Raw genomic sequence first — 21,126 nt, forward strand, 5'->3', positions numbered from 1 at the left:
CTTCTATTTACATCCTTTTAAAGGTATCACGTTATCTCTTTTCATTCATTTTATAGTGTTTAGTTTACGCTTTTTGTGCCAAAAAATGTTGTGGGTTATTAAAAAGTGCTCTTTCTTTTCGGTAAGTTTATTTCTGGGGACATTAAGGGAACAGTATACATGATATTCTTTATTTACCATATAAATCAGCTCATCAAACTTTTATAAGGGAGGTGTTCCCTTATCCGTTTCAACGGGGTAAGGAGATAAATTTGGAAACAGTAAATGTCATTTTATTCATCGTATTAATCATATTAACAGCCTTTTTTGTTGCAACGGAATTTGCCGTCATTAGGGTACGGTCGACTAGAATCGACCAGTTAATTGAAGAAGGAAACCGGAACGCTTTAGCAGCAAAAAAAGTAGTATCAAATTTAGATGGTTATCTTTCAGCCACACAGCTGGGCATTACGGTTACCGCACTGGGTCTAGGCTGGATAGGTGAACCTACGGTAGGTCATTTATTAGAGCCGCTTATTGACATGCTTCCTTTTGCTGCATCACTTTCGCATGTCATATCTTTTGTTCTTGCTTTTTCGGTTGTCACATTTTTAAATGTGGTAGCTGGGGAACTGGCGCCCAAAACAGTGGCGATTCAAAAAGCCGAACAAGTGACGCTGTTATTTTCCCGTCCTCTTATTCTTTTTTCTAAGTTACTTTATCCGTTTATTTGGCTTTTAAACCACTCAGCAAGAGGCGTTGTCGGATTATTCGGCCTGAAGCCAGCTTCTGAAAATGAAGTAGCTCATAGTGAAGAAGAACTTAGAATTATTTTATCTGAAAGCTATGAGAGCGGTGAAATTAATCAATCGGAATTTAAGTTCATGAATAATATTTTTGAATTTGATAATCGTACGGCTAAAGAAATCATGGTGCCTCGTACGGAAATTGTTAGCGTATCAGCAGATGAAACGATAGAAGAATTCTTAAAAATGGCTAGAGTAGAGCAATATACTCGCTATCCAGTAGTTGTAGATGGAAACAAAGATCAAGTGGTGGGATTAGTTAATATTAAAGAAATATTAGCGGATTACATAAAAGAAGATGATATTAAACCACGTACCGTGCAAACGTATATGAAACCCATCATTCAAGTCATTGATTCCATCGCCATTTACGACTTATTGCTTAAAATTCAAAAAGACAGAATTCACATGGCCATCTTAATAGACGAGTACGGAGGAACAACAGGGCTTGTAACGGTAGAAGACATTTTAGAAGAAATTGTTGGTGAAATTCGTGATGAATTTGATGATGATGAAATACCGGATGTACACAAAATTAATGAAAATCACTACGTACTCGATGCGAAGGTGTTGATTGAAGAAGTAAATGACTTACTCGGAACAAATATTGAGCAAGAAGACGTTGATACCATTGGCGGCTGGATGCTGACCGAAAAGTTTGATCTTGCTAAAGGTGACAGCATCACAAACGAAAGTTTTTCATTTAAAGTCATTGATATTGAACATCACCATATTAAACGAATCGAAATAACAAAGGAAAAAAGTACGGATAACAGCTGATTATCCGTACTTTTTTTGATGCTCTTTTTTAAATGTCAAGTACTCTTTATTCTCTCGTACCTCCTTCCATTTTTTCATAAAAATAGCCGCCGATTTTGCTTTTTGTTCATCAATTTTCCGTTCGTTACGCTCTCCGTCTTTGCTGTATTTCTTTCCGCCTTTGTAGTTCGCGTAGCGCCTGGATCGCGTATATCCCATTTGGAGAAATTTCCGGGCCATGTCCATTCCAACAAAATCGCTTTTTTCTTTGTAGGTTAAAAAAAGCTGATAAATGGCGTCCGCCGATTCCTCAGCAATTTCAGGTGTTCGAAAACGCCAATGAGGAAGAATTTCACTTTTATACGGCTCCACAAGGAGAACTCCTTGTTCTCCTTTTCCTACTCTATACTTTTCAGGATGTTTTCTAAAATCGATATGCTCAAAGTCAAGTGAATAATCAAATGCCACGGCTCTCCCCTCCTTTTTGATCTCTACCCCTTACAAATGAATGATAAAACTTTTCTTAAAGAAGTTTTTCACATGCAGATGCGGGTAATAATAGGTGGATAAGTATGACTAACTTTTTTCTCCATGCTAAAAGAAGGCCGAACTTATTAAATCATGATACGGGAGATTTCGTTATGTCAATAAAGCTACAGCAAAATCGAATCAAAGCTAATTTTTGGATTACTCCTTCTATATACGGAATCGTTGCTTTTGTTTTAGCCACTATTAGTACGTATATAGACCGATTTTTAACAGCTCATAAACAGTGGTTAAAATTAGTTCCTTCTGTATTTCTAACGGATAAAGAGCTTGCTCATACTATTTTGAGTTCAGTATCAAATTCCTTATTAACGATGACGACGATTACGTTTTCTTCTGTTTTAGTGGTATTGACTACGTTTGTAGGCCAGTTTTCTCCTAGAACGATTCAAAATTTTAATACAGATGCCAAAACTCAGCGCGTGCTTGGCACTTTTATCGGTGGGTATGTGTACGTGCTTGTACTGCTTATTCAAGTTCGAAGCAATCAAGTCAGCAACACTTTTATTGTTCCTTCACTAGCCATTTTGGTAGCTTTCATTTGTCTAGGTATGTTTGTATTTTTAATTCATCATGTTATTAACTGGATTAAAGTCGGCAACTTAATTTCAAACATTGCCAAAAAAACGATGCTAACCATTGAAGAACGGCAGCTAGAACAGCAAAAATCACCTCAATCAAAAAATGAAGAACAGCTTAATTTTGATAGTGAAAATACGCTGCAAATTAAAAGTAACAAACAAGGATATATTCACTATATTGAACTCAAGCATTTAACTACACTAGCATCTAAATATAATGTTATTGTGAAACTTGAAAAAGCACCCGGTGAGTATGTCGAAGAAGACACACCTCTGTTAAGCGTGATTCATCACGATCAATCATTAGAACACGAAAAATTTCTTCATTGTTTGTTTATTACAAATGATCAAGAGTCGATTCAAGATGTGAAGTTAGGGATTCAAAAGCTAAGTGAAATTGCATTAAGAGCTATTTCACCCGCTATTAATGATCCTGAAACAGCCATTAACTGCATTGAACAGCTCACGCAAGTGTTTATCAAACTTGGAAAAAGCTATTCTTCTTCTCCTTATTATTACGATGAAAAAGGATGCATTCGCGTCATGCTAGAAAAACCTTCTTTTATGGATTATTTGTACAAAGCGTTCTATCAAATTCGTCATTATGGGAAAGAAGATGTTTCCGTGATGTCTGCTGTCATCAAGGCATTAACCGTAATCGCTGAAACAAATCACTCTGCCATCAAAAACGACGTGTGGGTTTTCTCTTCCTATATCGTAGAAGGGCTGCAAAAAGAAGAGTGGCTTAAAATGGACAAAGAGTTTCTTAATCAGCTGCTCAAAAACCTTGCAAAAGCTTGTGAAAAAAAAGGCGCTTCTATGTTGATAGAATAAAAGCCAAAAATGCCGCTCATCAACTGAGCGGCATTTTCTTACGATATAAAGTGCTCTATCTCTTCTCTCTTTTTCACTATTATAAGTTTATCGTTATATGACGTACGAAGGATATGCAAAATTTCAGGTTTACTTTGCTTTTCGAAATCCGCATTCCACTGAAACATTTTAATGAAAATAGAAAGCGTCGGTGCATAATTTGCTTTTTCTATTTTAGCTTTTTGCAGAACATACCTTTTTATAATAAACCATATTCTTTTTAGATAATGGATGTCGAGAAAAATAATAAGGTCAGCTCTATTAAAACTTTCATTCACCCACGTATAGTGTACGTCTTCTATAATCCATTCTTTTGAAGCTGCAATATGATGTAAACACTTTTTTCTATCCGTTTCACTTCTTCTTTTATCTCCTTCATATGTTCGTTCCCACATAATATTATCAAGTTCGTAGTGAGGAACTTTTAATTCATGGGATAATAAACGGGCAAGAGTTGTTTTTCCACTTCCAACAGATCCAACGATATGTATTTTTTTATATGAAGCGCTTTGAATACCTCATCTCCTCCTACTTTAAACCTGTTTTTTTACACATATTGTATAATTCACATTCTTTTTCTCTAATGCAAACGAGAACGTTTTATGCTAGTATTTTATGGTACTTGACTGAAAAAAGGAGTGAGATCGCAGTGCCTAAAACCCTTTTTGGAAAACTTACGCTGTTTTGGATTGGACTATTTTTATTGATTACAGGTCTATTTTTTTATTATAAATATACAAACCAAGCGTTTACCGCTGCAGATTTATTCTTTCGTGCCTCTCCTCCTTTAGCTGCTATTGGCTTCCTTTTAAGCGCAGCCGGACTATATGAAGAACGAGGAAAAAACAAGCTAATTCCTCTCGTTGTACTCAGCATTAGTTTTGTCATGCTTTGCCAAGCAGGCTATCATTTTATACATATGCATATCCCCCCGCCGCGCCCCTGACTTTGTCTCATTCTCATTTATAAAAAAGCTCTTCGTTTAGTATATTAAACGAAGAGCTTTACTCTCTATTCAAATAAACGCACAAGCTTTTTTGTATAGGGATGCCTGTTTTTATCAAGTAGCTTTGCACGTTCAAACTGATCAATAACCTCACCTTGCTGCATAACTATCATGCGGGTACTCATAAAATTTACCGCTGCTAAATCATGCGAAATAAACAAATAAGATAGCTGAAACGTCTCCTGCAAATCTTTTAATAAATTTAAAATTTTTGCCTGTACCGTAACATCAAGACTCGCTGTTGGTTCGTCTAATAGCACGAGAGACGGGCCTACGCTAATGGCACGCGCAATTGCTACACGCTGAAGCTGTCCACCGCTGAGTTCATGAGGATAATTCAACGCATATTCTGCGCTAATCCCGACTGTTTCTAACAAATAAAAAGCGAGTTCTTTTTCGTTTCTGCTCACATGAGATAAAAATGAAGGAACGGTTCGCTGCTGCCGCAAAGGCTCGAGCAAAGAATCGATGATTTTTACTTTTGGATTAAAAGAAGCCGCGGGGTTTTGAAATACAACTTGCATGCCTAGACGAGCTTGCTGCAGTTTTTTTCCTTTTAACCGGTGAAGAGGTTTCTCTGCAAACCATACTTCTCCCTGCTGAATCTCTATTAACCTTAGCACACTTTTTACAAGCGTACTTTTTCCGCTTCCACTTTCTCCAACAATCCCTACACATTCCCCTCTATCGATATGCAGGGAAACATTATTTAGCGCTTTAACGTCTTTATACTGTTTCACCAGCTGCGTGACGCGTAATATACTTTTTTCTTTCATATCTCACTCCTATATCAACACTTTTTTCTGCGTATCTAACAATCGATCAGGCGTTTTCTGTAAAGAAGGAATGGCGTTAAACAGTTTTTTTGTATAAAAATGATCCGGAGCGTGAAACAGAGATTCGATACTGTTTTCTTCCACGATCTCTCCCGCTAACATAATGGCTGCCCGGTCTGCATATTTCCGCACATGACGCAAATCATGGGTAATAAACAAAATGGCACAGCCTGCTTCTTCTTTCAGCTTATGCAGCAGCTGAAGAACTTCAGCTGCTGACACGCTATCTAAAGCCGTGGTTGGTTCATCTGCAATAATCAAGGCAGGCTTCATCACCAGTGCTAAAGCAATCGCTGCTCGCTGAAGCTGTCCTCCACTCAGCTGAGAAGCATAGCTTTTATACACGCGTTCATTAGGTAAATTCACAGCTTTTAGAGCCTGAAAAATAGCAGCAGTCCTGTCTTTTTTAGCAAGCTTACTATGTGTACGAATCGTTTCATCAAACTGCTTTCCAATTGTTAAAAAAGGAGTAAAGGCGCTTCGATAATCTTGAAAGATATACGAAATATCTTTTCCAAGGATAGGCCCCTCTCCTTTCTGCTTAAAGATAATAGATCCTCCTTTAAGCGTTACACCTGAAGGCAACAGTCCTCCTATCGAAGCAGCAGTGATACTTTTACCGCTTCCGCTTTCTCCAACGAGCGCCATCCACTGTCCTTGCTCGATTGTAAAAGAAACGTCTTTTACAATTTGTTTTGTTTTATTATGAATGGCTAGATGCTTTATTTCTAAAACGATGACGATCACCTCTTTTACTGATTAACTTGATATTTCCCTCGAATATATTCACCTAAAGCTGTAAACGCCAGCACAAATAAAATAATGGCCACGCCTGGTATCAACATTAACTGGGGAGCATTGTAAAAGTAGGCCCTGCCTTCATTTAGCATCGTTCCCCATTCCGGAGTAGGCGGCTGAGTCCCTAGTCCAATATAGGATAGTGAAGCCATCATTAAAATAATTTTCCCTATATCCAGCGTAGCAAGAACAAGAATATGTCCTCCGACATGAGGAAGAAAGTGGCGCAGGATTAGAGGTAGTGTTCCCACTCCGTTTAATTTAGCGACCAGCACATATTCTTTGGACTTTTCTTGAAGCACAATACTGCGCACTACCCTTGCATAACCAACCCACTTTACAATAACCATCGCAGCAATTAAGTTAAATAACCCAGGCCCTAACAGTCCGCTTAAGACGATAGCTGCAATATAGTCAGGAAAAGCTAAAAAAGCGTCTACAATTCTCATTAAAAAGCGGTCTATTTTCCCTCCAATATACGCTGAAACTAAGCCAACAGGTACTCCAATCAAAAGAGAAAGAGCTAAGACAAGAAAGCTAGTTCCAATTGTGGTCTGAGCTCCAGCTACGATTCGTGAAAAGAGATCTCTGCCTAAGTGATCAGTTCCTACCCAGTGATCACCGGTGGATTTTTGAAGCCGGTCTTGCATATTAACTTGTGTGGGATCCATCGGTGTTAGCTGACTTCCAAACAGACAAAATAAAATAAGCGCAATACCACACACGCTTATCACTACAAAAGGAAGCTGCGGCTTTTTCACGTTTTATCCCCTCCCTTTACGTAGAGCTGAGGATTTACATATTTGTAGCTCAAATCCACAAATGAATTAATTAAAACAACAAACAGGCCCATCCACAAAATATACCCTTGAATCACAGGATAATCACGATTCATAATCGCATCAATGACTAATTTTCCAATGCCAGGATAAGCAAATAGGACTTCAATGATGACCGTTCCTCCAAGCAAACTGCCTAAGCTCGTCCCTAAAATGGTAAGAAGCGGCGTTAAGCTATACCGAAACGCGTGGAAAATAAAAATGCGGCTTTCACTGATTCCTCTTGCTCGAGCGGATCGTATAAAATCTTGTTTCAGTCCTTCTAGCAGACTAGCTCTAATCATTCGCATATACACAGCGGACATGGCAAAACCAAGCGTTAAAGAAGGCAGCACAAGATGAGCTGCTGTGCCTGTACCCATTGAAGGAAGCCATTGAAGACGTACAGAGAACAGCTGTATAAACAAAAGGCCGAGCCAAAAGCTTGGAATAGACGCTCCAATTAAGGAAATACTTCTGCTGAGATAATCAATCCACTTGTTCGGATACAGTGCTGACAGCGTGCCGAGTGGCACAGCTATTAACAGCATCACAACCAAAGATGCAGCCGTCAAGCGCAGCGTAGCCGGAAACTTTTCGGCTAATTCATCGATCACAGGCTCTTTTGTCATATACGAAGACCCTAAATCAAACTGAAAAAAGCGCTTCAGCCACTTTACATATTGAATATATACAGGTTCATTAAACCCTAGCTCTGTTCGCAAACTATTTATTTGTTCCTCAGAAACTGCCACGTCATCTGCGCGGAGCATTTGCTTAACTGGGTCTCCTGGAGCCAGCTTCATCAAAACAAAGCTGAGAAACGATAGGATAACTAAAAAAATGAGTAATTCTATTATTCTTTTACCAATTAATTTCATATCTATTTCACATCTAAATCCTTTGTTATCACATAGTATTCACTTTTAGTTGTGACCCAATTTTTTACATTGTCTCTATAGGCCACAAAATTATTCGGATGAACAATCGAAGAGTGGAGCGTTTCTTTTTCTGCTATTTCTCCGGCTTGTCTTGCTAACTCATTGCGCTGTTTTTGATCAACGGTTTTATTGAGTTTATTGATAATGGAAGTTAATGCTGGTTCATGAAAATGACCTACATTAAATGCTCCTCCCTCCATGTAAAGAGCATTAAAGAAATATCCTGCATCTCCTCGCGGCGCGGTTACTAGACTATATGTAACGATTCCCCAATCATTTTTTGTTGTCATATACTCGTCCATATTTTCCACTTGTTGAATGTCTATTTTTACACCAATCTTTTTTGCTTCTGACTGAAGCATTTGTGACATTAAAGGCAATTCTGGACGATAAGGGTATGTAACAAGCTTAAAGGAAAGCTGTTTTCCATTTTTTATTGCTTTTCCATCCTTGAGTATATAACCGGCTTTTTCTAAATATGTTTGAGCTTCACTTGGTCCATAGATTTTCGTTTTTTGATCGTTCGAAAAATCTAAACTCTTTAAAAATGGACCATTTGCCGGGGATCCTTGACCTGCAAGCGCTGTATCGACAACATCTTTTGGATTTAATAATACATCAAACGCTTTTCTCACATTTTTATCTTTAAACGCTTCTTGCCTTGAATTATAGAAAAGCATTTGATTTCTCAGGCTCGGCTGTACATCTACTACAATAGAAGAATCTTTTTTTAACGTGTTTAAGCTTTCAATAGCCGGCCGGTACACAATATCGGCTTCACCTGATTGTAAAGCGGACGTTCGTGCATTTTCATCATCATTAAATGTTAACACAACTTCATCCAATTTTGGTTCCCCGCCCCAGTATTCTTTATATTTTTTTACTTTCATTTCATTATCAGGTTTAAACGAAGCTACTTTAAATGGCCCTGTTCCCACGGGTTTACTTTTTGTATCTGGAGCATCTACATCAATAATTGCTGTGTTTGGATGAACAAGTTCAGAAGGCAGCGTGGCAAGCGGCTCTGTTGTTGTAATGGTTAAGATTTGGCCACTGGCTTTCATTTCTTTAATTTTAAGTGCACTTTTCATTGCTTCGCTTTCTTTTATCGTTCTTTCTAACGAATGTTTCACGGCTTCAGCATTTAGATCCTTGCCATTTTGAAATGTAATCCCGTCTCTAATCTCAAATACCCAGGTCGTCCCATCATCTTCTGTTTTCCACTTTTTTGAAAGCCACGGTTCAATCTGTAATTGCTCATTAACTTTTACTAACGTTTCGGCAATACCGGCTCGTACAGTTGTATAATTTAACTGTGGATCGAGCGTGTCACTTGGAAAATTCGATACAAAAGTAAGTGATTTCTTTTTACACTTTTCTTCGGTACTCGCAGAGTTACTCGAACATGCCGCTAGCAGACCTATCGCAGCAAGCGTTAAGCATAGAAAACTTATCCTTTTTCTCATATAAACCCCTCCTTTATTCAAAACTATCTTTCTTTTATGTACGGTCTCTAACTATAACTTCCCCCCTTTAAATCGTAACGATTATTATTATCATAAAAAGTTTAATTTGTTTACCTTACTTTGTCAACAAAGGTTTTTAAAGGATATGGGTGCTCTAACACTTGTTTTCACCCGTTATGATGATTAAATTTATTGATAACGCATACAAATGAGCATAAAAAAACAAAGCCTTCTCGAGGCTTTGTTTATGCAGCGTGTTTTTTTCTTTTATATTTCCACATCATATATCGATAACGAATCGTGCAGCCTATACAATATCCCATCAGCGCTACACCAGCAGCAAGAATCACCATTGCACTAAATACATAGCCGACAAGCGTATAACCAAGTAAAAAGGAAATGAAAGCAATTCCGATACATACAGTTGCAATCCATTGGTTAAAAAGCTGCTGATCCCGGTCTTCCATTTGATAAGAAGAAGCAGGCTTTTTGAGAAGCGTTTTCCCTGCCATAATTACGGGATTACGCTTTGTTGCAAGTGTGACTACTCCAATGAGAAAAGGCAAAAGTAAAAGCCACTTTGCCGCAAGTAAAGCGATCAAAACCGTTATAACGATAAAGAATTGATTAAGCTGAACTAATGGTTTGGGAATGCTCATGGAACTCCTCCTTCTCAAAACCCATTATACAAATTGGTTTACTAATTTAAAAGAAAAAGCACTCCAAATGAGCGATAAGACTCATACAAAAAAGTTACATAATTTCACTAACGTACTTTAAGATCAGTATCGTAAATAAAATCAAGACAACGTATCGTAAAGAACGAATTCGACGTTGAAGAAGACGTTTTACATGCCTTTTATTACGCATATGGGTTCTTCCTTTCGTATATTGAATTGTCTCTAGACACACTTATATCATACTTTTTTGGAAAGTACCAACGTCAGAAAAAATTGCCAAGAACCACAGCTTTATGCGCTTAAAAAGCCTTTTCCAATTACATCTCGTACATCGTGCACAATCACAAATGCTTCATCATCAATTTTTTTAATCAGCTTTTTAAGTTTAATAAGCTCTTGTTTATTAATGACCACATACAAGATTTCTTTTGATTCTTTTGTATAGTTCCCTCGACCGTTTAGAATCGTTACTCCGCGATCAAGCTGTTCATTGATTTGATCCGCTACTTCATTTTTGTTGCTTGAAATAACGGTAACGGCCTTTTTGGCATCAAATCCTTCAATAACGAAGTCAATTACTTTTGTTGTAATATAAAGCATGACGATCGTAAATAGTAGCTTTTCGATTCCAATAATAAAATAAGAAGCCAATACCACTAGTAAATCAACTATTAAAAGTGCATGACTGACTTTCCAGTTTAAAAACTTATTTAGAATTCGAGCAATAATGGTTGAACCTGCTGTTGTTCCACCAACTCGTAGAATCATCCCAATTCCAACGCCTAGCAGTACACCGGCAAAAACCATGCCAATGAGTTCTTCATGAAGATGAAGACCCCAGCCTTCAGTTACGTGAAGAAAAATAGATGTAGCGATAATCGTAATCATCGTATAGACGATGGTTTTTTTCTCTAAAAATTTATACCCTACGATAAGCAAGATACCGTTTAAAATAAAGTTAGTGATGCCCGTTGAAAGATGCATTGTATAATATAAAATAATTGATATACCCGTAACGCCGCCTTCACCTAATCCTATTGGAATGACAAACATGTTAACTGCAAGTGAAAATACAAACGAACCTATTAATAAAAAGATGACATCTTTTATTGTTTTACTCATCGATTAAACCCTCCTCGACATAAAAATTCACATAAAAAAGCCCCTTCTCCAAAAGAGAAGAGACGCTTATGTTTAGTTTTTATATTGCGTATTCTTAAATTGCCATGTATGACTATAATATGTTCACATACGTTTGTCAAACGGAAAGTTTATGCATTATGTGTAACCAAGGCGATGAATCATTTATCTTTTATGTATACTAGGAATGTTTTAATTTATTTAAACAAAGACGAATGCAGGAATTAGTTGACTCAATTAATTCTTTATCGCCTTTTTTCAATCGAATTTCTAACGCACGTTGAAAATAATGATGTGCTCTGGAAACAATCCGCTGATCAAGTAAACATTTTCCATAATGCTGATAGACAAAGTCTTCATATATGTGAAGGTCTTCATCTGCTTTTAATTGTTCAATGAGTAGCTGAAACGTTTCATTCGCTTTATCCCACTGTTCTTGCCAGTGATATGTATGTCCAAGCCGGATCGTATTCAAAAATTCACCTATTGTATCAGCATGCCGGTCATATAGATAAATGGCCAGCAGCAGATGTCTTTCACTGCTCGTTAATTCTCCAAGTATGCGCTCATATACACCAATATGTCCATATGTTTTAGCAGCGGCACACTCATCCTCTTCTTCAAGAGCTCGTTTCTTTAAATAGATAATTCCCTGCTTCATTTGGTGTGGGTTAACCGGAACTTCTCGAAGCTGTTCATTAAATCGATAACTCATATTAAACGGAAGATCTCTGATGTTCATGCACGCTCCTTTCATGTGGCACATCAGCAAACATACTTTCATGACCGCTTGCTTATGGTCCATTGGATGTAGGATTCTTTCCATTTTGATACGTTTACGCGATTTACAGGAAAGCTCAGCAAAAGTGCTGAGCTGTTGGTTCTTATTATTTTACTTATATATCCATTTTATCACAAAAAATACTACCGTAAAGATGCTCAGGCGGTCTTCATATAAAAAAATGGTTTTTTATCAATAAAAATGGTTTTATGCTCTTGAAAGCCTATACGCTGATACAATTTTTTGGCTTCTACGTTATTATATTCAACGTTTAACGATAAAAACATCTTACGCTTTTTGGCTTCTTGCTTGGCTACATTTAAAAGAGCCGTTCCTATCCCTTTTCCACGATAAGCTTTATCTACACATAGAGAGTCAATATAATAATCTCCATGTTCAGTTTCTATATCAATTTCCCACGCTGGATTATTAAGTTTAGCACGTACAAAACGCTTAACTGGTTCATAAAGCGTTTGTAACATACTTCCTTCGTAGCAAAGCATAAGTCCAACTACCTTCTCGTCGACTTCTGCGACTGTAATATGATGATAGCTATAGCGATTCTTCTCAGACAGAATAAACGCTTTAAGTCTTAAAAGCGCTTCTTCGTTCGTTGTAGCCGCTGTGTGAGAGCGCGCAATACTGCCAAGCATGTCATAAAGTAATTCCGTTACAGCAGAAGCATCTTCTTTTCTTGCTTTCCTTATTTTCACGATTTTCAAACTCCCTTTATTCTCTTCGCTTGCGTTATTTGTAGCAAACCTTCTTACCTATCTACTTTAACACGAAAAAGAAAAGAAAGAAAAAATTAACTCCTAATCTTCCTTTCATTGTATAATTAATGTATATTTTCAAATGAATGGATGATGACTATGAAAAAACGCCGTCAGCAGAAAGATACTACGGTAAGTGGATGGGAAGTTTTAGCAGAAATTCTTTTACAAGTGCCTCAGCTGCTCATATGGCCACTGCGTCTTCTTATACGGATTGGTCGCTCTTTGTTGGATGGTATTTAGCCACTCCTATACAAATACTTACTTAACTCAAAAAAAAAAGAAATTCAGCAGTTACTGAATTCCTTTATTAGTTTTTTGCTTTTGTGTATCCTGCTTCTTGCGCATCTTTTTCGGTACAAAACCAAATGACGTTGTTCATGGTTTGATTGTAGTGCGCCCCAGTTGGCACGTGATAAATTTTAGAGTTTTGATTTCCTTTTATTTTACCTTCGCAGCTTTTGGCAGACTGAGTATCTTTTTGATTAGAAGAGGACTGATTTTTTACAGCATCCGTGTTGTATCCTTTTTCTTGTGCATAGTTTTCAATACTCCAGATTCCTTTTTCGCTTTTTCGAGCCTGCTCCTGGATTTTCTTAAATTCATCTACGTACTTTGTGTTAGGAGGAAATACTGCTACGCGGGCTAGCCCTTTTGCTAGCAGCTCTTCATTATACAGCTCATTGTCTATCCATACATACGCAAGTAACCGGCCATATTGATCACGCTCTTGCACATCAAATTCAAGGGTAATTTCCTGTCCTTCTAGCCTTTTTTTTGTGTAAGCAGATGCTTCTGGACCAAAGGGCTGTACGCCTAGTTTGGGATGCTTTGTTTCGGGGGTATCAACAAGAAGTAATCGCACGCGATCTCTCTTTCCGTTCAGCATTTTCACTTTAAGCGTATCACCGTCCACTACTCTTTCTACCGTAGCCGCCTCACCTACTACATCTTCACGATTTGCTTTAGAAGGACTATGATCTTCTTCTTGATCTGATGAATCTTCTACTTGAACTGCTTGTTTTGTATCGGCAGAAGATGTGCTTGAATGACTTGCCTGCTCATCGCTGCATCCAGTAAGAAGCAGCATAAACATCGCAAGCATCGTGCAAATAATTGCTTTTATTTCTTTCAAAACCCGGGCCCTCCTTTAACACGTTCCCTATCTACTATATAAAAGTAAAATGATTTTATAAATAGTGTAAATCACCTAAAAACAAAAACTCGTGAAAATACCTTTCACGAGTTTTTTCGTGCAACTGTTATAAAAATTGGTTACCTGTTTTAAAGTTATTCTTTTAAATAGCATCTATTTTATTTTTATCTCACGAACACATTTTTCGTTTTAGTGTATCCAGATTTTTAATCATGAGGATATTTTACACTACAAATACATTTATCGTCTACCGCCTTATAAGAATAAGGAATAGCCGCACAAATAGAATAAGTGTGAATATTTCAATATAATAACTGGCTAACATGATTGCTATTTTTTTGTAACATAAATAAGAGCCCTCATTAACAATAGCTAATAGGGCTCTTCAAACCTTTGTTTTTACGATCGAATTTTTTGTTTGCGCATCCACTGGGTAGCGACCCACTTTTCTCCTTTTATAACAGGAGCTCCCCCGTGGAGAGTACGGTCATTAAGTTCAGCGTCACTATAAAAATATTCAAAGTACACGGCCATTCCTTTTGTCGGAGATACGGAAAGACCCAGCTTAGGAAAATAAGTTTCTCCTCCTTCTTCGACATCGTTTAAGTACATAACCAATGTACTAATACGGTTGTTTTTAGATGCTTTACTTGCAGAAGTGAAATAATCGTGATGTGCTTTGTATTCTTGGTCAGGCAAGTATTTTAAAACTTGAAGACCTTCAGCATATTCAATAGATGGTCCCATGATTTTAGAAAGTCGTCTTTCGATTTGATGTACAAGCTCGTTTTCGCTTTCTTCAAAAAACATGCCGCTGCTCGTTCGAATACTGTTTACTTCACGTGCAGCACCAATTTTTGATCGCTGCATTTTATCTTTGGATAGCTGTATAAGTTCGTCACATTCTTCGTTACTTAGGACATTTCCTAAAACTAGAACAAGAGGCTCTTCAAATCGAGCAACAATATCAATCTCTCTGTCTTCTAATTTAATTTTATTCCCTGTATGGTTAAAAATCGTTTGTTCTTTCGTTAGTAAAGATGTATTAGTTAGAATCATCTTTTATCGGCTCCTCGAAATAGCTATTTTCCAATTTTTTACTCAATTATATGTAAACGCTTACTAATAAGAATTATATCATGAATACGAAGTAAATTCTGCTAGTAAAGGAAATAAAAAAAAGAAGCCCGTTATATAACGAACTTCCCTCATTTTTTCTTATAGATTTCACATGTCGTTTAAATGCTTTAACTATCTAAAAAACTCTTTTAATATAGAGTATACGTATCAAAGGCTGCCTAAAATCATCGGTACACAAGTTCTTTTTTACTTAAATCAAGCGTTTGTGCTGTAGAAGCATGAATTTCGTTAAAAAGCGCTGGATTTTCTACCAGTGACAAGCCGTAAGAAGGAATCATTTCTTTTATTTTTGATTCCCATTTCTTCATATGCTGCGGGAAACACTTTTCCAGCACTTCAAGCATGACATGAACGGCAGTCGAAGCACCTGGCGAAGCCCCGAGCAATGCAGCAACGGAACCATCAGCTGAACTCACAACTTCGGTACCGAATTGAAGAGTTCCTTTACCTCCGGCTTCCGTATCTTTGATTACTTGTACACGCTGACCCGCTACGACGATATCCCAGTCTTCGCTTTTTGCGTATGGAATAAACTCGCGAAGTTCTTCCATACGCTTTTCATTGGACAACAGCACCTGCTGAATCAAGTATTTCGTTAAGCCTAGCTCTTTGACGCCTGCTGCTAACATCGTTAAGATATTATTCGGTTTTACAGAATTGATTAAATCCAAATTTGAACCCGTTTTTAAGAACTTTGGTGAAAATCCGGCAAAAGGTCCAAACAGCAGTGTTTTTTTGCGGTCGATATAGCGTGTATCAAGGTGCGGAACCGACATCGGCGGAGCACCAACCTTTGCTTTTCCGTACACTTTCCCGTGATGCTGCGCTACAACTTCGGGGTTATTGCATACCATAAATAATCCGCTTACCGGGAACCCTCCAATATGTTTGGACTCAGGAATACCCGTTTTTTGGAGTAAAGACAGACTTCCGCCTCCTCCTCCGATAAAAACAAAGTTCGCCGTGTGATATTCCTGTTTGCCGGTATGAATATCATGTACTTTTACTTTCCACGAGCCGTCTGCGGTACGTGTCAGATTTTCAACGCTGTGGTTATAGTTTATTTCTACCCTTTTACTTTTTAAATGTGTGAACAACATACGAGTTAAAGCTCCAAAGTTCACGTCCGTCCCTGAGTCGATTTTGGTTGCCGCAATTGCTTCAGTCGATGTACGGCCTTTCATAACAAGCGGCATCCATTCTTTTAGCTTTTCAGGACGATCTGAATATTCCATCCCTTGAAACAATGGATTATTTGATAGCGCTTCAAAACGTTTTTTCAAAAAGGATACGTTCTTTTCTCCTTGTACGAAACTCATATGAGGGATTGGCATAATAAACTCTTGCGGATGATGAATTAAATTACTGCTTACAAGATACGACCAAAACTGTCTTGAAAGCTGAAACTGTTCATTAATCCGCACTGCTTTCGTAATATCTATAGATCCGTCAGCTTGTTCAGATGTATAGTTCAACTCGCACAGTGCAGCATGGCCAGTCCCTGCGTTATTCCATTCATTCGAGCTTTCTTCTCCTGCATCTGCGAGTTTCTCAAATACTTTGATTTCCCATTCCGGCGCTAACTCTTTTAGTAAAGATCCCAACGTTGCGCTCATCACTCCGGCCCCAATTAAGATAACGTCTGTTTTTTTATATACATTGCTCATCACAATCTTCCTTATCTTTTATATTTTAAAAAAGCACCTTTTAGCAACACGCCTGTTCTACCTGACTCTCTACAGATTAAGTATGTCTGACAAGTTATCTGTCTTACATAATGGGTGTTTTTATACATACCCTTTCGTCTTGTCCTTTTTTAACATGCTCAATATCACTTCAGCGGTTTCTTCAACTGCTTTACCTGAGACATTAACAATAGGACAGCCAATGCGCTTCATAATTTTCTCAGCATAGTCCAGCTCTTCAAGGATTCGATCTACATTGGCATAATTGGCTTGAGACGCTAAACCTAAATTTTTTAATCGTTCTTTTCGGATTTCATTGAGCTTATCCGGTGTAATAACTAAACCAATACATTTATTTTTCGGAATAGTAAAAAGTTCATCAGGAGGAGTCACTTCTGGAACTAAAGGTATATTCGCTACTTTAAGACTTTTATGAGCTAAATACATAGAAAGTGGCGTCTTAGATGTTCTCGAAACACCAATCAACACTAGATCAGCTCGCTTGATACCTCTGAAGTCTTGTCCATCATCATATTTAACAGCGAATTCTACTGCTTCTACTCTTCGAAAATAGTTATCGTCTAATTTTCTCGTTAATCTCGGTTGAAGATTAGGTTCCTTATTAAAGGTTTGGCTAAAGGCACTCATAAGAGGGGTCATTAAATCAATGGCTACAATTCCTTCTTCATGTGCCTTTTGGTCAAGATATTGTTTTAAAGGTGGGATGACGATAGTATACGCAATGATGGCCTTATTACACCTTGCTTCAGCAATGATATTATCAATATTTCCCTCATCTTCTACGTAAGAAGTATTTTGAATTTCAATATCTTCTCCACTAAATTGAGTTAAAACTGCTTTTACCATCAGCTCAGCCGTTTCACCTACTGAGTCAGAAACTATATAGACAATTTTTCTTTTATTCACATTAAATCTTCCTATTCTTTGATTTTAATAGTTTAATAACGCTAGTATTTTTTGTTCAACTATCATTTAGCGGCTTGCAAGCTACATATTTTATGGGTAATGAATGGGCTAATATCCTGGATACTGTGATTATAAACACTTAAAAAAACGAGCGAATTCAAGATTTATGTCATACTAATTATAAAATAAAACTAAATATGTTATACTATTTTCATTAAATGTTATATTAGCATTAAATATACGGAGATACAATCCCTTTTCTCCGCATTTTATAAAAAGTTTGAAGAAAGAAAAAGTTTAGATGTTAAAATATTTTTTGCTTTGGCATGGTGGCACTCATCAGGGCTGAGAGGCGTTTTGCAGCGATAGGTACGAGGATAGTTATATAGTTATGTTGTTTATAGCATGATTTTTAAATCATAGAAGATTTATTCTTATCTATTCTTTTTAGCTAAGAGTGCTATAACTAAAAATAATGAACGGTTTATTTTCCACCTTATGTATACTAAAAACACCGCCTAAAAGACGATGTTTTGAATAGTGGGTTATAATGCATTGTCATGAAATAGATTAATTTTTATAAAACGGGATTACTTCTAGTAGATTTTTGTAATAAAAATTTAGAAAGATAATGAGATACGCCGTTTTCATCACAGTTAAATTCCGTTACGTCATCGACAATTTCTTTAATATGATCCGGCGCATTTTTCATCGCTACGGCATAGCTAGCAAACTGAAACATTGGTAAATCATTGTTGCTGTCGCCAATTGCTAGAATGTCTTGCTCGGACAAATTAAAATGTTTTAGCATTTGCTGAATTCCCGTTGCTTTATTTACGTTTGCCACCATCACTTCAACATTGTGTTTAGATGAAGTAGAAGTTGTAAAGTCGATTTCTTTTTTAAGTTCTTCAAGTTCCTCTTTCCATTTATCGATATGCTCGTGCGTTCTTGCAAAGAAATAGAACTTTGAAAATTCACTTCCCTCTACAGTATCTTTCCAGTCAATTTCTTCTTTAATCGCTTGTTTACGAGAAAGCCACTCGTTAATTTCCACACTGTCTGGCTTTGGATCTCTAATTTCATTTTCTACATAGGATTGATCTTGTTTTAACGTCACGCGAGGTGTGCCGTACGGGAAAAGCTCGTAGTACACCTTATTCGCTCTTGCTTTTTCAATAATAGTTTCCACCAATTGAAGCGAAAGCGAGTGCTGAAAGACTGATTCTTTTCCTACATAGCCCGCCATACCATTTGATGTGATAAATCCATCTACTTGAAAGCCTTCAGGAACTAACTCTTCTATTTCATCAAACGCTCTTCCCGTAGCAATAAAAACAAAAATTCCCTGTTTTCGTAATTCGTCAATGATTTCTTTTGTTTGAATACTTACTTTGTTGGAGCGATTTAATATCGTACCGTCCATATCTAAAAAAATTGCTTTAGGTTTTAACAACATATTTATTCCCCCTATTTGTAAAAAGAGTGTACTTGGCAAGTATAAACTTTTCCATTTTTAAACTCAATGAATGTACTTTGCTTTTCTCTTTTATAAAACTACTATAATACTCTCCTTACATTTAAAGTATATACTGATATTGTACAAGCGCTATAAAGAAAGAATTTTATATTTTATACTAATAGCCGGCTAGGCTAATTCGATATAAAACAGCATTCACAAAAACGAATTTTCCTTTTAGCCTTTAGAGTATCGTTCAAAAAAGATATAATAAGACTGTTACAGATTAAATACATACAGAGGAGGTCAACATGAACGAACCATCCAATTTTTCTCCTTACCTTATTAAACAAATCAGCGATGCGATCGATGACAATATCAAAGCAAAGTGCATAGACTTTTTATATGATTCTCATTCGTTTTTTTCGAATGAAAAAGATTTTATAGAAGACTACATTTTAAATATATTGCAAGATACGTTTGTTTTAGAGAATAAATTAATAAATCCTAAGGAAATACGAAACCCGGCCTACAAAAGAAGACAATCAAATAAGAAAAACTGGCTGCAAACGTTAAAAAAAGATATTAAAGCAGAAAAGCCTAATCCTATTTTTGAAGACATTGAATTGGCCAAAAAAGTGATGGATAAAAAAGTGGATACCGAACACTTAAAAAAGCTGTTTGGCGTGGAAAAACCTGAAGATATTTTAAAGATAAAGTTAAAAGAAGTAGAGGCATGGGCTAAAAGTAAAAAAACAAACATCACCGATTTTCCTTATTTAGATTCAAAAATGAATTATCAAATAGAGAAAGCATTTCACACGGACTTTACTTTTTTAATTGCTGAAATCATATTAGAAAAATACAATGGAAATTTGAGTAACTGGATTGATAAACGATTAAATTCGTGGGTAGAGGCCCCTATCTTCTCAAACGAAAGTCATTCTCTTAAAACCAATATGGAAGTTAAAACAAACTCCCAAGAAGTCGTTTTATATAATGACTATAAAGTTGATGAAGAATATTTCATTCGCACCATTATCCCTGTGAATGATAATCAAACGGTTCTTTCCAAACGAAATATGGTTTTAGACCCAAAAGATTCCCAAATTATCCAGTTTGCTCTTTCACAGCGCGACGAGATGTTTTATAAAGAAAAAACGGTGACTCTTGATTTAGCGGATATCGTGAAAGAAATTTATAATTCAAAAGGTGTAAAAAACTATGAAGCGGTTGAAGCCCGCATTATGAAAATTGCCAGATACCACGTAGAAGGTGTAGCGAAGAAGAAAAATTCCAGAGATACAAAATTTGCGATAAACTTCTTCCAAAAAGCTGTTATTGAAACCGATGAAGTAACGGGCAGACGATATGCAACCATCGTATTTAGCGACGATACGCATCAAGGCTTTTTAAATCAGCAGTTTGTACAAATTTACAGTGACGTTATTAAAAAGTTTAAAGATAACTCGCTGTCTTCTTTGCTGCTGTATGCGTTTCAAAAAGAGCGATTAGATTGTTATTTACAAGAGAAGTCTTACACTCATTTTTACCCGTATCAATATTTTGCTTCAAAAGTTCGTTTTCGTTCAAAGAAAATTGATGTCAATCTAAAATTAATTAATGAATCTCTAGCAGAGTTTGTTAGCAATCAAGTACTGATCCAAAGTTATCAGCAAAAACTTCAAGGATTTGAAATCTCTTTTATTCCTCTTCAAAATTATGAAATTCAAGACTATTTTGGAGGAGAACATAGAGAAACATTGGAAGGGTAAATTGTTCCCTTCTTTTTTTATTTGATATTTTGCCACTTTCAGCTTATAAATACAAAATATCCCTCTACTTTTATTTCATAGTTTGGAAGTTTTGTCATTTTTAACGTACTAACCAGAAGCTTTTGCCGTTTTTGACGTACCTGTTCGCTTCTTTTGCCGTTTTTAGCGTACTAATTACTACCTTTTGCTGTTTTTGACGTA

The 21,126-nt window shown here is 36.7% G+C and carries 21 protein-coding genes; 5 read left to right on the plus strand and 16 right to left on the minus strand.

Features of this window, described 5'->3' with window-relative positions:
• Positions 1-251 precede the first annotated feature (251 nt).
• Positions 252-1,565, plus strand: a complete 1,314-nt coding sequence (locus AC1DEF_RS11775) for a hemolysin family protein (protein WP_043981596.1) — start codon at positions 252-254, stop codon at positions 1,563-1,565.
• Here the strand turns inward: AC1DEF_RS11775 and AC1DEF_RS11780 are convergent, their stop codons facing one another.
• Complete coding sequence (locus AC1DEF_RS11780) at positions 1,566-2,012, minus strand: DUF4385 domain-containing protein (protein WP_097825114.1); 447 nt, start codon at positions 2,010-2,012, stop codon at positions 1,566-1,568.
• Positions 2,013-2,185: 173 nt separating this feature from the next.
• Here AC1DEF_RS11780 and AC1DEF_RS11785 point away from each other — a divergent pair, with 173 nt between their 5' ends.
• Positions 2,186-3,505: a DUF2254 domain-containing protein gene (locus AC1DEF_RS11785; protein ID WP_255255807.1), complete on the plus strand. Its 1,320-nt coding sequence runs from the start codon at positions 2,186-2,188 to the stop codon at positions 3,503-3,505.
• A gap of 38 nt (positions 3,506-3,543) precedes the next feature.
• Here the strand turns inward: AC1DEF_RS11785 and AC1DEF_RS11790 are convergent, their stop codons facing one another.
• On the minus strand, positions 3,544-3,939 hold the full coding sequence (locus AC1DEF_RS11790; RefSeq protein ID WP_318331215.1) for a P-loop NTPase family protein: 396 nt from the start codon (positions 3,937-3,939) through the stop codon (positions 3,544-3,546).
• A 254-nt stretch (positions 3,940-4,193) separates the two neighbouring features.
• Here AC1DEF_RS11790 and AC1DEF_RS11795 point away from each other — a divergent pair, with 254 nt between their 5' ends.
• Complete coding sequence (locus tag AC1DEF_RS11795) at positions 4,194-4,490, plus strand: hypothetical protein (protein WP_097825117.1); 297 nt, start codon at positions 4,194-4,196, stop codon at positions 4,488-4,490.
• Positions 4,491-4,555: 65 nt separating this feature from the next.
• Here the strand turns inward: AC1DEF_RS11795 and AC1DEF_RS11800 are convergent, their stop codons facing one another.
• The 9 genes from AC1DEF_RS11800 to AC1DEF_RS11840 all read right to left on the minus strand — a co-directional run bounded on the left by AC1DEF_RS11800 (position 4,556) and on the right by AC1DEF_RS11840 (position 12,723).
• Positions 4,556-5,326, minus strand: coding sequence for an ABC transporter ATP-binding protein (locus AC1DEF_RS11800; protein WP_097825118.1), 771 nt, complete (start codon positions 5,324-5,326; stop codon positions 4,556-4,558).
• Positions 5,327-5,335: 9 nt separating this feature from the next.
• Positions 5,336-6,133, minus strand: coding sequence for an ABC transporter ATP-binding protein (locus AC1DEF_RS11805; protein WP_097825119.1), 798 nt, complete (start codon positions 6,131-6,133; stop codon positions 5,336-5,338).
• 5 nt (positions 6,134-6,138) lie between these two features.
• A complete protein-coding gene (gene nikC / locus AC1DEF_RS11810) occupies positions 6,139-6,945 on the minus strand; it encodes a nickel transporter permease (protein WP_097825120.1) in 807 nt (268 codons plus the stop codon).
• Positions 6,942-7,883 carry a nickel ABC transporter permease gene (gene nikB, locus AC1DEF_RS11815; RefSeq protein WP_097825121.1) on the minus strand — a complete coding sequence of 314 codons (942 nt, stop codon included), beginning with the start codon at positions 7,881-7,883 and terminating at the stop codon, positions 6,942-6,944. Before nikB ends, nikC begins: the two co-directional genes overlap by 4 nt.
• 2 nt (positions 7,884-7,885) lie before the next feature.
• Positions 7,886-9,409 (minus strand): nickel ABC transporter substrate-binding protein, encoded by a 1,524-nt coding sequence (gene nikA / locus AC1DEF_RS11820; RefSeq protein WP_318331214.1) that lies wholly within the window; start codon positions 9,407-9,409, stop codon positions 7,886-7,888.
• A gap of 245 nt (positions 9,410-9,654) precedes the next feature.
• Positions 9,655-10,068 carry a DUF4395 domain-containing protein gene (locus AC1DEF_RS11825; protein ID WP_097825123.1) on the minus strand — a complete coding sequence of 138 codons (414 nt, stop codon included), beginning with the start codon at positions 10,066-10,068 and terminating at the stop codon, positions 9,655-9,657.
• A gap of 312 nt (positions 10,069-10,380) precedes the next feature.
• Positions 10,381-11,211 (minus strand): YitT family protein, encoded by an 831-nt coding sequence (locus AC1DEF_RS11830; RefSeq protein ID WP_097825124.1) that lies wholly within the window; start codon positions 11,209-11,211, stop codon positions 10,381-10,383.
• Positions 11,212-11,410: 199 nt separating this feature from the next.
• A complete protein-coding gene (locus tag AC1DEF_RS11835; RefSeq protein ID WP_025751320.1) occupies positions 11,411-11,971 on the minus strand; it encodes a hypothetical protein in 561 nt (186 codons plus the stop codon).
• A 197-nt stretch (positions 11,972-12,168) separates the two neighbouring features.
• Entirely contained in the window at positions 12,169-12,723 is a 555-nt protein-coding gene (locus AC1DEF_RS11840; RefSeq protein ID WP_097825125.1) for a GNAT family N-acetyltransferase, read from the minus strand.
• 159 nt (positions 12,724-12,882) lie between these two features.
• On the opposite strand from AC1DEF_RS11840, the gene AC1DEF_RS11845 reads away from it, so the two are divergent.
• Positions 12,883-13,026 (plus strand): hypothetical protein, encoded by a 144-nt coding sequence (locus tag AC1DEF_RS11845; protein WP_153254062.1) that lies wholly within the window; start codon positions 12,883-12,885, stop codon positions 13,024-13,026.
• A gap of 67 nt (positions 13,027-13,093) precedes the next feature.
• On the opposite strand, the gene AC1DEF_RS11850 is transcribed toward AC1DEF_RS11845, so the two are convergent.
• The 5 genes from AC1DEF_RS11850 to AC1DEF_RS11870 all read right to left on the minus strand — a co-directional run bounded on the left by AC1DEF_RS11850 (position 13,094) and on the right by AC1DEF_RS11870 (position 19,150).
• Positions 13,094-13,918, minus strand: a complete 825-nt coding sequence (locus AC1DEF_RS11850) for a thermonuclease family protein (RefSeq protein ID WP_097825126.1) — start codon at positions 13,916-13,918, stop codon at positions 13,094-13,096.
• Between the two features lie 420 nt (positions 13,919-14,338).
• Complete coding sequence (locus AC1DEF_RS11855; protein ID WP_013057538.1) at positions 14,339-14,998, minus strand: 2OG-Fe(II) oxygenase; 660 nt, start codon at positions 14,996-14,998, stop codon at positions 14,339-14,341.
• A gap of 245 nt (positions 14,999-15,243) precedes the next feature.
• The gene (locus AC1DEF_RS11860; protein ID WP_318331213.1) at positions 15,244-16,746 is read right to left on the minus strand and encodes a malate:quinone oxidoreductase; all 1,503 of its coding nucleotides are present in this window, start codon (positions 16,744-16,746) and stop codon (positions 15,244-15,246) included.
• A 120-nt stretch (positions 16,747-16,866) separates the two neighbouring features.
• Complete coding sequence (locus tag AC1DEF_RS11865) at positions 16,867-17,691, minus strand: pyruvate, water dikinase regulatory protein (protein WP_097825128.1); 825 nt, start codon at positions 17,689-17,691, stop codon at positions 16,867-16,869.
• Between the two features lie 577 nt (positions 17,692-18,268).
• Entirely contained in the window at positions 18,269-19,150 is an 882-nt protein-coding gene (locus AC1DEF_RS11870; RefSeq protein ID WP_097825129.1) for an HAD family hydrolase, read from the minus strand.
• Between the two features lie 311 nt (positions 19,151-19,461).
• Here AC1DEF_RS11870 and AC1DEF_RS11875 point away from each other — a divergent pair, with 311 nt between their 5' ends.
• Positions 19,462-20,925 carry a hypothetical protein gene (locus AC1DEF_RS11875; protein WP_013083667.1) on the plus strand — a complete coding sequence of 488 codons (1,464 nt, stop codon included), beginning with the start codon at positions 19,462-19,464 and terminating at the stop codon, positions 20,923-20,925.
• The last annotated feature ends 201 nt before the right edge of the window (positions 20,926-21,126 follow it).

This window comes from Priestia sp. 10L35, assembly GCF_056395685.1.